Source organism: Delftia sp. Cs1-4 (assembly GCF_000214395.1).
GTDB classification, from domain to species: Bacteria; Pseudomonadota; Gammaproteobacteria; order Burkholderiales; family Burkholderiaceae_C; genus Comamonas; species Comamonas acidovorans.
Genome location: NC_015563.1, coordinates 1,175,976 through 1,191,154, shown reverse-complemented (window position 1 = coordinate 1,191,154; position 15,179 = coordinate 1,175,976). Strand labels below are relative to the sequence as shown.

13 protein-coding genes are annotated in these 15,179 nt (G+C 62.2%); 2 read left to right on the top strand and 11 right to left on the bottom strand.

Translation table 11 applies throughout. The annotated features are described in order from the left end of the window. Window positions 1-106: 106 nt before the first annotated feature. Window positions 107-1,216, top strand: a complete 1,110-nt coding sequence (locus tag DELCS14_RS05225) for an MBL fold metallo-hydrolase (protein ID WP_013800769.1) — start codon at window positions 107-109, stop codon at window positions 1,214-1,216. Between the two features lie 7 nt (window positions 1,217-1,223). Here DELCS14_RS05225 and DELCS14_RS05220 read toward each other — a convergent pair whose 3' ends face one another. The 11 genes from DELCS14_RS05220 to DELCS14_RS05170 all read right to left on the bottom strand — a co-directional run bounded on the left by DELCS14_RS05220 (window position 1,224) and on the right by DELCS14_RS05170 (window position 12,473). After that, window positions 1,224-2,123, bottom strand: a complete 900-nt coding sequence (locus DELCS14_RS05220; RefSeq protein WP_013800768.1) for an SAM-dependent methyltransferase — start codon at window positions 2,121-2,123, stop codon at window positions 1,224-1,226. Beyond that, entirely contained in the window at window positions 2,120-2,740 is a 621-nt protein-coding gene (locus DELCS14_RS05215; protein ID WP_012207370.1) for a DUF1415 domain-containing protein, read from the bottom strand. The genes DELCS14_RS05220 and DELCS14_RS05215 overlap by 4 nt, the downstream gene beginning before the upstream one ends. A 138-nt stretch (window positions 2,741-2,878) precedes the next feature. Next, on the bottom strand, window positions 2,879-4,057 hold the full coding sequence (locus tag DELCS14_RS05210; RefSeq protein WP_013800767.1) for a deoxyguanosinetriphosphate triphosphohydrolase: 1,179 nt from the start codon (window positions 4,055-4,057) through the stop codon (window positions 2,879-2,881). A 64-nt stretch (window positions 4,058-4,121) separates the two neighbouring features. Next, entirely contained in the window at window positions 4,122-5,240 is a 1,119-nt protein-coding gene (gene aroB, locus DELCS14_RS05205) for a 3-dehydroquinate synthase (protein WP_013800766.1), read from the bottom strand. A 129-nt stretch (window positions 5,241-5,369) separates the two neighbouring features. Beyond that, window positions 5,370-5,900, bottom strand: a complete 531-nt coding sequence (locus DELCS14_RS05200; protein WP_013800765.1) for a shikimate kinase — start codon at window positions 5,898-5,900, stop codon at window positions 5,370-5,372. Window positions 5,901-5,965: 65 nt separating this feature from the next. Beyond that, window positions 5,966-7,393: an Ig domain-containing protein gene (locus DELCS14_RS05195; protein ID WP_043795717.1), complete on the bottom strand. Its 1,428-nt coding sequence runs from the start codon at window positions 7,391-7,393 to the stop codon at window positions 5,966-5,968. Window positions 7,394-7,416: 23 nt separating this feature from the next. After that, the gene (locus tag DELCS14_RS05190; RefSeq protein ID WP_013800763.1) at window positions 7,417-9,564 is read right to left on the bottom strand and encodes a type IV pilus secretin PilQ; all 2,148 of its coding nucleotides are present in this window, start codon (window positions 9,562-9,564) and stop codon (window positions 7,417-7,419) included. Then, complete coding sequence (locus DELCS14_RS05185; protein WP_013800762.1) at window positions 9,561-10,109, bottom strand: pilus assembly protein PilP; 549 nt, start codon at window positions 10,107-10,109, stop codon at window positions 9,561-9,563. Before DELCS14_RS05185 ends, DELCS14_RS05190 begins: the two co-directional genes overlap by 4 nt. Further along, window positions 10,109-10,786, bottom strand: coding sequence for a type 4a pilus biogenesis protein PilO (locus DELCS14_RS05180; protein ID WP_013800761.1), 678 nt, complete (start codon window positions 10,784-10,786; stop codon window positions 10,109-10,111). The genes DELCS14_RS05185 and DELCS14_RS05180 overlap by 1 nt, the downstream gene beginning before the upstream one ends. Beyond that, entirely contained in the window at window positions 10,786-11,397 is a 612-nt protein-coding gene (locus DELCS14_RS05175) for a PilN domain-containing protein (protein ID WP_013800760.1), read from the bottom strand. Before DELCS14_RS05175 ends, DELCS14_RS05180 begins: the two co-directional genes overlap by 1 nt. Then, a complete protein-coding gene (locus tag DELCS14_RS05170; protein ID WP_043795715.1) occupies window positions 11,394-12,473 on the bottom strand; it encodes a pilus assembly protein PilM in 1,080 nt (359 codons plus the stop codon). Before DELCS14_RS05170 ends, DELCS14_RS05175 begins: the two co-directional genes overlap by 4 nt. 371 nt (window positions 12,474-12,844) lie before the next feature. Here DELCS14_RS05170 and DELCS14_RS05165 point away from each other — a divergent pair, with 371 nt between their 5' ends. Next, window positions 12,845-15,169: a penicillin-binding protein 1A gene (locus tag DELCS14_RS05165; protein WP_013800758.1), complete on the top strand. Its 2,325-nt coding sequence runs from the start codon at window positions 12,845-12,847 to the stop codon at window positions 15,167-15,169. Window positions 15,170-15,179: the final 10 nt, after the last annotated feature.

Here is a 15,179-nt window from a genome sequence, read left to right as displayed (position 1 = left end):
GTGACGAGCCCGTGACAGCAAGGCAGCAGCGGCAGGCGTATCGTTGCGGGGATGCGCTGCCAGCCGGGGAGCACCCGGCCACCCCCGCGACTGAACAAGGAACCCCATGGACCAGAAAGCCCAAGCCCCGAACGCCTCGCACGCCACGGATGCGCCGCCCAAGCCGGTGCTCGACTACCCGTTCGAGGCGCCACCGCAGCGCGGGCAGACGCTGGAGGTCGCACCCGGCGTGCTCTGGATACGCATGCCCCTGCCCTATGCGCTGGATCACATCAATCTCTGGGCCATCGATGACGGCGAGGGCTGGGCCATCGTCGACACCGGCGCGCGCAGCGACGAAGGCGTGGCCACCTGGCGCGCGCTGTTCTCCCAATCCACCGACGGCCGCTCGCTGACACGCGTGCTGGTCACCCACATGCACCCCGACCATGTGGGCCTGGCCGGCTGGCTGACGCGCAAGTTCCATGTGCCGCTGTACATGACGCGCCTGGAGTACCTCAACTGCCGCGTCGTGGTCTCGGACTGCAGCCGCGAGGCGCCGCCCGACGCCATCGCCTTCTACCGCCGCGCAGGCTGGAGCGACAGCGCCCTGGAGTCCTACCGCGCCCGCTTCGGCAACTTCGGCAAGCACATCCACGCCCTGCCCGACAGCTACCGCCGCCTGCACGACGGCGAGGAACTGCGCATAGGAAAGCACCTGTGGCGCGTGGTGGTCGGCAGCGGCCACTCGCCCGAGCACGCCAGCCTCTACTGCCCCGATCTCAAGCTGTTGATCTCGGGCGACCAGGTGCTGCCGCGCATCTCGTCCAACGTCTCGGTCCATGCCATGGAGCCAGACGCCAACCCCATGGCCGACTGGATGGATTCTCTGGAAAAGGTCAGGCGCGAAGTGCCCGACGATGTGCTCGTCCTGCCCGCGCATGGCGATTGCTTTCGCGGCCTGCATGCACGAATCGATTCACTGGCCGCAGGCCAGGAACGCGCCAACGCCCGCTTGCTGGCCGCACTGGCCGAACCGCGTCGCGCCGTCGATGTCTTCGGCGCCCTGTTCTCACGCCCCATCAGCGAATCCAGCCCCGCCCTGCTGGGCATGGCCACGGGCGAGAGCCTGGCCTGCCTGAATCATTTGATGCATGCGGGGCAGGTGGAGCGCAGCATCGATGGTGAGGGGATTGCCTGGTACCGGGCGATGCCCGGTGCCGCAGCCATCGGCTAGGAACCGATCAGGCGGGAACGGCCTGTGCGGGGGCCGGCAGATGAGGATAGCGGTGCGCCAGCGTCTGCTCCAGCCCGAACTGCGCCAGCAGGGCATGCAGCCGTTCGGCCGAGCTGCGCTTTTTCTGCCCCGTATAACGCGCAATGATCAGCTCGTTCTTCATGCTGTGCTCCCAGCCGACCAGCTCGGTCACGGTGACCTGGTAGCCGCAGGCTTCCAGGTACAGGCAGCGCAGCACGTTGGTGAGCTGGCTGCCCATTTCGCGCGTGTGTATGGGATGGCGCCACAGTTCTGCCAGGGGCGTGCGCGTCAGGCTCAGCGCCTTGGTCTGGCGCAGGCAGGCAGCGACCTCGGCCTGGCAGCAGGGCACCAGCACCATGGCCTTGGCTTTCTTCTCCAGGCCGAAGGCGATGGCGTCGTCGGTGGCGGTGTCGCAGGCGTGCAAGGCCGTGACCACGTCGAATTGCGCAGGCATGAAGTCGGCATGCGTGGATTCGGCCACCGACATGTTGAGGAAGCCCATGCGGTCGAAGCCCAGCTCGGCGGCCAGCTTCTGTGAAGCTTCCACCAGCGGCGCGCGCGTTTCTATGCCGTAGATATGGCCGCGCCCCAGCGGCTTGAAATACAGGTCGTAGAGGATGAAGCCCAGATAGGACTTGCCGGCGCCGTGGTCGGCCAGGGTGACCGCATGGTCGTCGGCCGACAGTTCTTCGAGGATGGGGGCGATGAACTGGTACAGGTGGTAGACCTGCTTGAGCTTGCGCCGCGAGTCCTGGTTGATCTTGCCTTCGCGCGTGAGGATGTGCAGCGCCTTGAGCAGTTCGATGGACTGGCCGGGCTTGAGGCCCAGCTGCTCGGTCACATCCTGCTCGGGTTTCGCGGCAGGCTTGCCTTGGCGCGCCTTCATTCGGCTGCGCCCGGCTTGGCTGCATGCGCCACGGGGCAGCGCGCGCCCACGCCCATGTCCAGCCAGCCTTCGATGCCGATCTTCTCCAGCGTCTCCATGTTGCGCTCGTAGATGGACTCCGCCTCGGGGAATGCTTCGACCGCCTTGTCTATGCTGTCCTCGCGCAGCAGGTGCAGCGTGGGATAGGGCGAGCGGTTGGTGCAGTTGGTGACGTCGTCGGCTTCGGTGCCCTCGAACTGGAACTGCGGATGGAACGAGGCCACCTGCAGGATGCCTCCCAGGTCCAGTTCCTCGACCATGGCGTCGGCCACTTCGAGGAAGTCGTTGAAGTCCAGGAACTCCTGCAGCGCATGGGGCAGGATCAGCAGCGTGGTGTCGCGCTTCTCGGGCGAGGCCTCGGCCAGCGCTTCCAGCTCGCGGTGCAGATCCGCCGCCACGCCCTCGGCGTCGGTGGCCTGGCTGACCGTGTAGTGGATCTGGCCCTTGATGTGCACGCCCTTGGCGAAGGGGCACAGGTTCAGGCCGATCACGGCCTTTTCGAGCCAGTGCACCGTATCCTCGATCACGGTGACAGGCGGAAACTCGGCCGCGCGAATCTCGTGGTTGGTATCGGTCATGGCTGTGCCCTTCAAAAATGCGAACGGGGGCACTGCGCCCCCAGACATTGCGAAACCGTCCAGGAACCCTTCCCTGCCCTGTCACGCAGGGTCCGCATTCTAGCCGCGCCGCCCGGGCGATGCCGGTGCTCGGATTTCTCAGCCCAGCAGGCGCAGGCCTGTCAGCAGCTCATGCTCCCGGGCCGCGTAGCGATCCGTCATCCCGGCGATGAAGTCGGCCACCACCCGCGCACGCGCCGATACGTCCTCGGCCAGCATGGCCCGCTGCACGAAACGCGGCTTCATGCGATCGGGCTCCACCATGTAGGCCGCAAACAGCTCGGCCACCACCTGCTGCGCGCCGTCCATGGTCTTCATCACCTGTTCATGGCGATAGAGATTGCGGAACAGGAACTGCTTGAGCTGCAACGACTGCTGCCTCATGGTATCGCTGAAGCCCACCAGGGGGCCAGCCTGTGCGCGCACCTCATCGACCGAACAGGGCCGCGCCTGAGCAATGCGTTGCTGCGTGGCGGCGATCACGTCATAGACCTGGTCGCTGAGCATGCGGCGGATGCTTTCGTACAGCAGTCGGCGCTCGGCCAAAGGCATGCCCAGTTGGGGATGCTCGGCCAGCGTTGCATCGTGATAGCGCGCGAACAAAGGAACGGCCTCGCGCAGCTGGGCCATGGTGATCAGGCCGGAGCGCACGCCATCGTCCACGTCATGGGCGTTGTAGGCAATGGCATCGGCCAGATTGCACAGCTGGGCCTCCAGCGAAGGCTGCCGGCCCAGCAAAAAGCGGTGGGCCACGCCACCGGGCTCCCGCGCTTCCAGGTGCTCGGCATTGGTGCGCGAACAGTGCTTGAGAATGCCCTCGCGCGTCTCGAAGCTCAGGTTGAGCCCGTCAAAGGCCGGATAGCGCTCCTCCAGTCGGTCCACCACGCGCAGGCTTTGCAGGTTGTGCTCGAAGCCGCCGTGCGGCTGCATGCAGGCATTGAGCGCGTCCTGGCCCGCATGGCCGAAGGGGGTGTGGCCCAGGTCGTGGGCCAGGCAGATGGCTTCGACCAGATCCTCGTCGAGCTGCAGGGACCGGGCGACCGAGCGGCCCAGTTGGGCGACTTCCAGCGAGTGCGTCAGGCGGGTGCGGAACAGATCGCCTTCATGGTTGACGAAGACCTGGGTCTTGTAGACCAGGCGCCGGAAGGCCGAGGAATGGACGATGCGGTCCCGGTCGCGCTGGAAGTCGCTGCGCGTGGGCGCAGGCGCCTCCGGGAAACGCCGCCCCCGGCTGAACGCCGGGTTGCAGGCATAAGGGGCCAGGGCCTGTTTCTGCATTCGATCGCCTCATCATGCTGACAAGGGCACTCTAGCAGTTCCGGCTTGCCCCCGGCGCCGCGCGTCAGGCGCAGCAGGCGTCTATGACTTCGCGCACCAAGGCATCGGGTGCCGAGCGCATGACGGCCTTTCCCGGCCCGTCGATGAGAACGAAGCGAATCTCGCCCGCCTCGGACTTCTTGTCCACGCGCATCAGCTCCAGATAGCGGCCAGCGTTGTCACGCGCATCCAGTACGGCGCCACGCACCGGCAGACCCGCACGTTCGATCAGCACGCGCAGCCTTTGCACAAAGGCGGCATCCACCAAGCCAAGGCGATGCGACAGCTCGGCCGCCATGACCATGCCGGCGCCCACGCCTTCGCCGTGCAGCCAGTTGCCGTAGCCCATGCCGGCCTCGATCGCATGCCCGAAGGTGTGGCCAAAATTGAGAATGGCGCGCAGCCCAGCCTCTTTCTCGTCCTGGCCCACGACCCAGGCCTTGATCTCCACGCTGCGCTTGATCGCGTGCGCCAGCGCACTGCGGTCGCGGGCGAGCAAGGCATCCATGTTCTCCTCCAGCCAGGCCAGGAAGTCCATGTCGGCGATCGGCCCGTACTTGATGACCTCGGCCAGGCCGGCGCTCAGCTCGCGCACGGGCAGCGTGTCCAGCGAAGCCAGGTCGCAAACCACCAGTTGCGGCTGGTAGAAGGCGCCGATCATGTTCTTGCCCAGCGGATGGTTGATGGCGGTCTTGCCGCCCACCGACGAGTCCACCTGCGACAGCAGCGTGGTGGGCACCTGCACGAAGGGCACGCCGCGCATATAGCTGGCGGCGGCAAAGCCGGTCATGTCGCCAATGACGCCACCGCCCAGCGCGAACAGCACGGTCTTGCGGTCGCAGCCGCCGGACAGCAGGTCGTCAAAGATCAGGTTCAGCGTCTGCCAGTCCTTGTGGGCCTCGCCATCGGGCAGCACCACGGTACGCACGCTGCGGTAGCGTTGTTCCAGCACGCGACGCAGTGCGGGCTCGTAGAGCGGCGCGACCACATCATTGCTGACGATCACGGCCTGGGCCGCAGAAGGCAGGGCGGCATAGGTCGCGGCCTGGTCCAGCAGGCCGGTGCCGATGGTGATCGGATAGGAACGGTCACCCAGGTCGATGGTCACGACCTGGGCGGCAGGCAAGGAGGAAGCGGTGGGCAAGATGGTGTCGCTCCAAGGCAGAAAGAGTGAAAGGAATTGCGCGACACGGCAGCGCGCCCGGCAACCGCCGATCTTAAAGAAAAAGGCCCCGGCAAGTGCCGAGGCCTTTGGTGTTCCACCTGACTGTGCTCAGGCCAGTTCCGCCTGCATGCGTATGCGCTGCGCAGCCTGCGCCACAGACAGACCCGATGTCTGGATCACGAAGTGAGCCGTCTCCAGATAAAGCGGCTCGCGTTGCAGCAACAGCTCCCGCAGGCGCAGCGCCGGGTCTTCCACCTGCAGCAAGGGCCGCGTCACATCGTTGCGCAGCCGCGCGGCGATGGCCTCTGGCGTGCAATCCAGATAGAAGACCTGGGTGCGCGCATGCAGATGGCGGCGGTTTTGCTCGCGCAGCACCACGCCACCACCCGTGGACAGCAGCAGGCTGGATGTGGAGGCGGACAGCTCATCAATGACCTGCGACTCCATGTCTCGAAAAGCCTGCTCGCCCTCGCGCTCGAAAAACTCCCGGATGCTGCAGCCTATGCGCTGCTCGACCACATGATCCGCATCCACAAAACGCATCGACCACAGGCGCGCCAGCTGGCGCCCTATGGTCGATTTGCCGGAGCCGGGCAGGCCGATCAGGGCCACCCGGGTTACCAAGCCTGATACATCCATTTGCTGTTACCGCACGGGCCATGGGAAATCAAAATTATCTCCCATGGCCGCGAACGGCATCGCCTTTACGGCGTCGTGGTTGCCGGCTTGGCCACCGTGATGGTCATGTTCCTCGTGATCACCGTGTTGTCGGCATCCGTGACGCGCACGATCATGTTGAAGGTGCCATCCGCTGTCGGAGTACCCGACAAGATGCCGTCGCTGGACAACGCCAGCCCTTCGGGAGTGCCACCCAGACTCACCCACGTGTAGGGAGCGCTACCGCCAGTTGCCGACAGTGCGTACGCCAGGGCCACATCACGGACGCCAGAGATGGTCGGTGCAGTGAAGGCCAGAGGTGCCTTGGCCGCGATGGTCACGGTCACGGTCTTGTCGACCACGGTGCCCTGTGCGTCCTGCACACGTACCAGCATGTTGAAGGTTCCGACCACCGTCGGCGTACCGGAAAGCACGCCGTCGCTGCTCAGGCGCATACCGTCTGGAACACCACCCAGTGTCGACCAGCGATAAGGAGGAATGCCGCCTGTTGCCGCAAAGCCGTACACCAGAGGCTGGTCCTTGACACCCGTGATGCTCAAGCCATCAGGCAGGGCCAGAGGCGTCTTGGCGATCTCGTGATAGACACCCACAACGGTATAGGCCCTGATGGGATCCTGAATGCCATTGCTGACATCATTGTCCCGGCGGTCCACGGTCGTTTCCAGCACGATGGCGCCGCTATCGGGGCCACTGGAAAGCGACAGCTGTGCAATGCCGTTGAGCGAATTGACTTGCAACGAAGAGCCAGCCTTGGATCCAGAGATCAGGCGCGCACCTTCATAAGCCGAGCTGGGCAAAATCCGAACCTGCACATTGGGACTGGTGCCAGTGACCGGCTGATTGCGGTCGTCGACCACCTTCACTTCCAGTGCGACGTTGTTTCGCAGATTGGAGAGGTTGTCGCGGGAGCCCAGATAGCCAGGCGTCTGGGTCACGGCCAGCGTGCTGGCGGGAATGCCCTGCGCTGCACCGCCGACATTGACACTGGCAACAGCGCTCACCTGACGCTTATCGCGAGGATCGGTTACCGTGCAGGTCACGCTCGCCACACCAGCCTTGTCGATTGCGTGCAAATGGAAAGTGGCACTTCCAGAATTGGAGCCCAACACAATGGAACGGCTGGCCGATATGTTTCCTTGATCGTCTTTCTTATCTGTTCCGTCCAGATAATACAGCACTGCCGAATCAAGGCCTGCAGTCATCGCACATTGAAAAATACCCTCTCCACCAGGAATAGGCATGCTCCCTTGGCGAGCCTCAACATACATCGTTGTTGTATATGCCGCATTCGCACCAATGTCAGGACCAGTATTTCCCAGATTCACCGGAAGCTGCGTTTTATCCGCACGCAACGAAATGGTGTAAGGCTGACTTGTCTCTCCAGCACTCCCACCACCACCTCCACACCCGGCCAAACCGAGTGCCAGCATGGTGCCAAACAAGATTTTTTGCATGATTACTTACCTTCTACTATTATTCAACGAGTATTTCTGATATCCGATAGCATCTTTGGCGTAATGAACACCAGCATTTCTCTCTTGGAAGAAGCCCTGGAACGGCTCTTGAAGAGATTACCCAACACAGGCACATCGCCCAGGAAAGGAATCTTGTTTTCCTGATTGGTCTCTTCCAGCTCAAAGATACCCCCAATCACCACCGTGCCACCGTTTTGCACCAGAATCTGTGTCTTGATATGCTTGGTATCAATCGCCACACCCTGGACTGTGGTTTCCCCACGAGAATCCTTATTGATATCCAAGTCCAGAATAATATCACCTTCAGGAGTTATTTGAGGCGTCACCTCCAGCTTCAGCACAGCCTTCTTGAAAGCTATGGTGGTCGCGCCATTTGGTGCTGTGACCGAGTACGGATATTCGGTACCCTGCTCGATCAGTGCCTTAGTCTGATCAGCTGTCATGAGACGAGGGCTTGAAATGATCTTACCTTGACCATCCGCCTCCATTGCCGAGAGCTCCAACGTGAGGAAACGGTTGGCCGCAGCATTGAATATGGACATGGCAAAGGTACCAGACCCAGAAACACCCGCCACGGATGCCGGAAGATTCACAAAGCTGCCCGAAGTATTAACTGTCCCTCCCGCACCCGCAGAAGCATTCGCGTTATCAAAGCCAGTACCGAACGCAACACGATTGTCACCACCGATACTGTAGCCACCATCACCACCGCGCTGAGCACGCAGGTCCCCACCCCCGAGGCGCACACCTAGCGCACGCCCAAATGTGTCACGGGCTTCCACGATACGCGCCTCAATGAGCACTTGGCGCACTGGCACATCCAACGTCGCCAGTAAAGCCTTCATCGCCTCAAGCTTGGAAGGGGTGTCAGTCACAAAGAGTTGATTGGTTCGAGGCTCAGAGATTGCGGATCCACGCTCAGACAGGAATCTCGTAGCCGTTCCACCGACACCACTTCCGCTGGTGTTGGTCGTGATTTGCAACAGAATATCGGCCGCCTTCGCATAATTCAGCTGAAATCCTTGGGTTCTCAGCGGCTCCAGCTTCTGAATTTCCATCGCGGCTTCATAGTCACGCTTTGTACGGGCATCGATCTCATCCTTGGGAGCAATCCAGAGCACCGAGCCGGACTTGCGCATGCCCAGGCCCTTGGCGTCCATAATGATCTGCAGCGCCTGATCCCAGGGAACGTCCTTGAGACGCAGGGTCAACGCACCAGAAACCGTGTCCGAGGTCACGATATTGAAGTTCGTGAAATCGGCGATCACCTGCAACAGCGACCGCACTTCGATGTTCTGAAAGTTCAGGGAGAGCTTTTCACCGCTGTAGCCGGGTCCCTGCGTGAGCTTGCTCACATCCACCTTTTTCTGGCGGACCTCGATCACAAACTGGCTGTCGCTTTGGTAGGCGCTGTGCTCCCAGTCGCCGACGGGAGCGATGCGCATGCGGACCGACTCACCCTGCTGCACCGAAGAGATTGTCTGCACCGGCGTTCCGAAATCCCCAACATCCAGCTTGCGTCGCAGCCCTTCAGGCAAAGAGGAGCGCAGGAAATCGACCACCAGTTCCTTGCCTTCGCGGCGCAGATCCACGCCAACCTGGCTATTGCTCAGACCCACGACGATGCGGCCCGAGCCGTCACTGCCGCGGCGGAAATCAACATCCCGAATGGGCTGGACATCACTGCCAACAGCTGTCTTGGCTTCAAACACGCCCTGCTGCGTAGAAGGCTTTACTGTGGCAGACGTTGCCACCGGATCCAACAGGATCAGCAGTGCCTTGCCTTGGCGTTCAGTGCGGTAGGACGTAGCAGACTTCAGATTCAGCACCAGGCGGGAGCGGCCGGATGCCTCCACGATATTGATGGAGCGCAGGTTGCCCTGGTTGAGCTCGACCATCGATTTACCCGTGGCATTGGTTGCGCCAGGGAAATCCAGTGCGATTCGTGCAGGCGACTGGATTGCAAATCCGGTCGGGTCCGCAGCCAGCGCTTCGGAAAGCTCGATGCGCACCACCTCAGTGCCTCCTTGAATCGAGCCGGAGACCGACTCTATCGCGGACTGCGCCCATGCCAAGGAGCCAAGCAGCCAACCGCCTACGGCGATTCCCCAGCGAGCCTTGTGCAACATGCTTCGATGTGTGCCCATCATTTTCTTCCCTCCTGCAACTCCAGTGTGCTATTTCTCTCTATCCAGTCGCCGCTGCCGTCCTGGACGATTTCCCGCAACTGGATGGACGTCTCGGTGATCCGGGTAACCTTGCCGTAGTTCTGCCCCAGGTAATTTCCTGCCCGAACCTGGTACAGCAAAGCCCCCACCCTGACAAGCGCCGTAGGCACGCCTTTTTTGTCCAGACTGCCGACCATGGTCATTGCATCCAAAGGCTCGGCCTCCAGCGGTTCCTTGCGGCGATTGAGTTCGGAAGCAATCAGGGTGGTATTGGCGCTAGTCTGTGCAGACTCCCTGCGCAGCACCTGCATCAGCTTCATGGGATTGAAGGGATCCATGCCATCAGAACCAAGATAGGCCTGGGGTGTGAAGGTCTTGGGCTCTTCCAGAGGCTTGATACGGGGTTTGGCATTGGCTCTTTCCTGAGCCATCCAGCTCTGCAGCTCCTCCTGATCAGAAGAAGAGCAGCCTGAGACGGCCAAGCAGGCTGCCAGCGTGAGCCAGCCGCTGAAACGCATGTGTCTCATTATTTCTTGCCCTTCCCTGCAGCCGCGCGTTGCGCCTGCACCTCGTCGGCATCCAGGTAGCGGAAGGTCCGAGCCGTCGCCTCCATGCTCAAGACTTCGCTGCCTTCCTTGCCCACGGGGACGATCGAGAGATTGTTCAAGGTCACGATGCGCGACAGGTAGGCCACATCGGACGCAAAGGATCCAATGTCATGGAAGCGGCCCGTGACCTTCAACGCAATGGGCAACTCGGCGTAGTACTCCTTGACAACCATCGCACCAGGCCGGAAGGTTTCAAACTGCAGGCTGCGGCCCAGCCCTGCCTGATTGATATCCGAGAGCAGCGCCGCCATTTCCGCCTTACTGGGCAATTGCTTTTCCAGTTGCGTCACATACTGCTGGACCTGTTCACGCTGCTTCTTCAGGCCATCCAGGCTGACGGCCTTGGACAGCTTCTGGCTGAAGTCCTGGCGCAGCGTGACTTCGGTATTGCGCTCCTGCTCCAAGGTGTCTTCGTAGTCCTTGATCAGCACATACCAGAGCACGGCGGCCACAGCCAGCGCGATGGCCACACACAAAAGCGCCCGCGGCAACACAGGCCACCGCGACGGGTCATTGGGATCAAGACCACGGAACTGGCGCTGGATGTTCTCCTGCAGTGCGGAGAAGTCGATGTCGTTCTTTTTCTTCTTGGCCATCACTGGGGCTTTCCTGGGTTGGCCGGCGTCGAAAGGCTCTTTTCCGCCACACTGGCACGCGTCAGTTGAAAGCGCAGATTGAACGCAGCAGCGCGGCGCTGGTCCTTGGGCGTGACATTGACCGTCCTGGCCACGATTTCCACCAGATCAGGCTTGGAGATCCAGGGTGTTCCTTCGGACAGATTGCGCAGCATTTCGGAAACCCGCTCATTGGACTGCGCCGTACCCTGCATGGTCACAGACAGGCCTTCCTGCCTGATGCTGGTGATGTAGACGCCATCGGGCAACTGCGCCACCAGCTCGTTGAGCATGTGCACCGGAAGATTGCGGTCGGACTGCAGATCTTCCACGGCCTTCTGACGTGCACGCAGGGCCGTGATCTCATCCTCCAGCCCGGCAATTTCCTTGATCTGGGACTCCAGCACGGTGATCTGGGCGCGCAGCATGCTGTTTTTGGCCTGCTGGGCCTCGATCATCATCTGGTACCACCAGTACACCGCGCCAATGATCAAAAGCCCCACCAGGGCCGACAGGACCATGGTGGCCTGGAATGCTTCCTTGCGGCGCTTTCGTGTTGCTTCTCTGTGAGGAAGCAGATTGATCAGGATCACGAGACAAACCTCCGCATGGCCAGTCCGCAGGCGGTCAGGTAGGCGGGGGCCTCGCGCGACATGCGCTTGAGGCGTACGCCGCTGCCGACTTCCATTCCATCAAAGGGATTGGCAAGGCTGCAGGCAAATCCGGTCTGCTGCGTGATGGCCTCGGACAGGCCGGAAAGTGGGGCCGAGCCGCCTGCCAGCAGGATGTGGTCTATGCGGTTGTGGGGCGTACTGGTGAAAAAGAACTGCAGTGCGCGCGACACTTCCTGCGTCATGCTTTGCACAAAGGGCTTGAGCACGGCGGACGCGTAGTCCTCCGGAAGTTCGCCGCTGCGCTTCTTGGACTCGGCCTCTTCGAGCGAGAAACCATATTGGCGCGCGATCAGTTGCGTCAGCTGTGCGCCGCCAAAAGCCTGGTCCCGGTCATACAGCACCTCGTCGTCGCGCAGGATCTGCATGCTGGTCGTCATGGCGCCCAACTCGAACAAGGCCACAAGGGCGTTGTTGCCCTGATTGGGCAGGCGCTCGATCAGCCTTGCAGCCGCCATGCGGGAGGCGTGGGGCTCGATGTCGATGACCGTCGGCTTGAGGCCGGCCGCCTCGGCCAGGCCCTGGCGGTCCTGGACCTTCTCGCGGCGCGATGCGGCAATGAGCACGTCCACATCGCCGGGTGAATTCGATGACGGGCCTATGACACAGAAGTCCAGACTCACTTCATCGAGCGAGAAAGGAATGTACTGATTGGCCTCGGATTCGACCTGGACCTCCAGTTCCTGCTCGCTCATGCCGTCCGGCAGCGAAATCTTCTTGGTGATCACGGCCGAGGCCGGCAAGGCCATGGCCACGTTCTTGGTCCGCGTGCCGCTTTTTTTGACCAGTCGCCGTACAGCCTCTGCCACTTCGTCGAACTTTTCGATGTTGCCGTCCGTGATCCATCCCCGCTCCAGCGGTTCGATGGCACAGCGCTCCAGCAACAGTTCGCCCGACTTGGCACGAGACAACTCAACGAGCTTGGCGCTCGAAGAACTGATGTCGATGCCTAGCAAAGGTGCGGGCTGGCGACTGAATAAGGATCCCATAGCAATCAACTTGCCCTCCCTCTTCTTGTGTATGTAAAGAACGCAACAAACCTTCACATATAGGTTGAATGCTATCAGCAAGACTGCGCGCAGCTCACCATGCCAGCCGGAGCGCGCTTGGCGGTAGTGGCCAAAAACAGACATTATTGCGGGCCATCAAATGCGACATGAATGCACCCCTGCTTGCATGTCGGCCTGCACGCCTGGCTTAGGATGCGTGGCTTGCGGCCATGCTGGCAACCGTGTGCAGCCGTCTCCTACCGTCCTTCTGGGGCACGCATTTTTATAATGCGGCACTCCTCAGCACTCCCTGCGACATGCCGTCTTCAGACTCCCGAGAACCCCAGGCTGCAAAGCCTCGCTCCGCCCCATCCAAGCCTATGCACTGGTTTCCCAAGGCCTTGCTATGGCTGGCGGGCATCGCCGTCGCCGGCGCGCTGGCCTTGATGCTGACCGTGGCCGTGGCCCTGGCCATGGCCTATCCCAACCTGCCCGACGTGTCCGAGCTGGCCGACTACCGGCCCAAACTGCCGCTGCGCGTGTACTCCAGCGAAGGCGCCCTGCTGGGTGAATTCGGCGAGGAGCGGCGCACGCTGACCCCTATCCAGGACATCCCCAAGGTGATGACCGACGCCGTGCTGGCCATTGAAGACACGCGCTTTTTCGAGCATGGCGGCGTGGACTACAAGGGAATGGCCCGCGCCGCGCTGGCCAATCTGGGCCGCGTGAAAAGCCAGGGCGCTTCGACTATCACCATGCAGGTGGCGCGCAACGTCTATCTGTCTTCCGAGAAAACCTTTACACGCAAAATTTACGAAGTCTTACTGACTTTTAAGCTAGAGCATCTGTTGAGCAAAAACCAGATTCTCGAGATCTACATGAACCAGATTTATCTGGGAAATCGGGCCTATGGCTTTGCTGCTGCCTGTGAAGCCTATTTCGGCAAGCCACTGAAGGACATCACGGTGGCCGAGGCGGCCATGCTGGCAGGCCTACCCAAGGCACCATCGGCCTACAACCCGATCAGCAACCCCAAGCGCGCCCGCTCGCGCCAGCTCTATATCATCGAGCGCATGGAGGAAAACGGCTTCATCACCTCCGCCCAGGCCACTGAAGCCAAGGCCGAGCCGCTGAAGATCCGCACGGGCTCCTTCAACACCCGCGTGCATGCCGAATACGTGGCCGAGATGGCACGCCAGCTGATCTTTGCCCAATACGGCAACGAAGCCTATACGCGCGGTCTGAACGTCTACACCACCATCAATGCCGGCGAACAGGAAGCCGCCTACGCCTCGCTGCGCCGCGGCATCATGGACTACGAGCGCCGCCAGAAGTACCGCGGCCCCGAAAAGTTCGTGGCCCTACCGGCCGACGCCGAGGACCGTGAAGACGCCATCGACGACACCCTGGCCAACCACCCCGACAACGGTGATGTGCTCGCCGCCGTGGTGCTGGATGCCAATCCGCGCAAGATCCTGGCGGCACGCGCCGACGGCGAACAGATCGAGATCACGGGTGAAGGCCTCAAGCCCGCCGAATCGGGCCTGAACCCCAAGGCACCGCCCAACATCAAGATCCGTCCCGGCGCCGTGATCCGCGTGGTCAAGACGCCCAAGAACACCTGGGAAATCACGCAGCTGCCCGAAGTGGAAGGCGCCTTCGTGGCCCTGGTCCCCCAGACAGGCGCCTTGCGCGCCCTGATCGGCGGCTTCGACTTCCAGAAGAACAAGTTCAACCACGTGACCCAGGCCTGGCGCCAGCCCGGCTCGGCCTTCAAGCCCTTCATCTACTCTGCGGCACTGGAAAAAGGCTTCTCGCCTTCCACCATGATCAATGACGCGCCGCTGTTCTTCAGCGCCGGGGTGACGGGTGGCCAGCCATGGGAGCCCAAGAACTACGACAGCCGTTACGACGGGCCGATGACCATGCGCACGGGCTTGAACAAGTCCAAGAACATGATCTCCATCCGCCTGCTGCAGGCCGTGGGACCCAAGCAGGGCCAGGAGTGGGTCACGCGCTTCGGCTTTGACGCCGCCAAGCATCCGGCCTACCTGACCATGGCGCTGGGTGCCGGAGCGGTCACGCCGCTGCAGTTGGCAGCCGGCTACTCCGTGTTCGCCAATGGCGGCCACCGCGTCAACCCCTGGCTGATTGCCCGTGTCACCGATCACAAGGGCCGCATCCTGTCCGAATTCACGCCGCCCCCGGTGCAGGAACTGCCCCAGGCCATCGACGCGCGCAACGCCTTCATCATGGACAGCCTGCTGCAGGACGTGGCGCGCGTGGGCACGGCAGCACGCGCGCAGTCCACGCTCAAGCGTCCCGACCTGTATGGCAAGACGGGCACGACCAACGACTCGGTGGATGCCTGGTTCGCAGGCTTTCAGCCCACGCTGGCCGCCGTGTCCTGGATCGGCTACGACACGCCGCGCAACCTGGGCAGCCGCGAGACGGGCGGCGGCCTGAGCCTGCCCATCTGGATCGGCTTCATGCAGCATGCCCTCAAGGGCGTGCCGGTGGCAGAGATGCCTGTGCCCCCTGGCGTCGTGAACATGGGCGGCGAGTGGTACTACGAGGAAAACGCGCGCAACGGCGGCGTCAGCAGCCTGGGCATGGACAGCGCCTCCACGGGCGGCGCTGCAGGCGCCACGCCCCCGCCCGCCACCGAGGAGCGCAACCGCATCCTCGACCTCTTCCGCAACTGACCGCCAACAA

Bases quoted from the DNA above. Each gene is read 5' to 3' on its own strand.
- DELCS14_RS05180 (WP_013800761.1), bottom strand. From the start codon at position 10,786: ATGGCCAAGAAGAAAAAGAACGACATCGACTTCTCCGCACTGCAGGAG.
- DELCS14_RS05220 (WP_013800768.1), bottom strand. From the start codon at position 2,123: ATGAAGGCGCGCCAAGGCAAGCCTGCCGCGAAACCCGAGCAGGATGTG.
- DELCS14_RS05165 (WP_013800758.1), top strand. From the start codon at position 12,845: ATGCACTGGTTTCCCAAGGCCTTGCTATGGCTGGCGGGCATCGCCGTC.
- DELCS14_RS05185 (WP_013800762.1), bottom strand. From the start codon at position 10,109: ATGAGACACATGCGTTTCAGCGGCTGGCTCACGCTGGCAGCCTGCTTG.
- DELCS14_RS05225 (WP_013800769.1), top strand. From the start codon at position 107: ATGGACCAGAAAGCCCAAGCCCCGAACGCCTCGCACGCCACGGATGCG.
- DELCS14_RS05200 (WP_013800765.1), bottom strand. From the start codon at position 5,900: ATGGATGTATCAGGCTTGGTAACCCGGGTGGCCCTGATCGGCCTGCCC.
- DELCS14_RS05215 (WP_012207370.1), bottom strand. From the start codon at position 2,740: ATGACCGATACCAACCACGAGATTCGCGCGGCCGAGTTTCCGCCTGTC.
- DELCS14_RS05190 (WP_013800763.1), bottom strand. From the start codon at position 9,564: ATGATGGGCACACATCGAAGCATGTTGCACAAGGCTCGCTGGGGAATC.
- DELCS14_RS05195 (WP_043795717.1), bottom strand. From the start codon at position 7,393: ATGCAAAAAATCTTGTTTGGCACCATGCTGGCACTCGGTTTGGCCGGG.
- DELCS14_RS05210 (WP_013800767.1), bottom strand. From the start codon at position 4,057: ATGCAGAAACAGGCCCTGGCCCCTTATGCCTGCAACCCGGCGTTCAGC.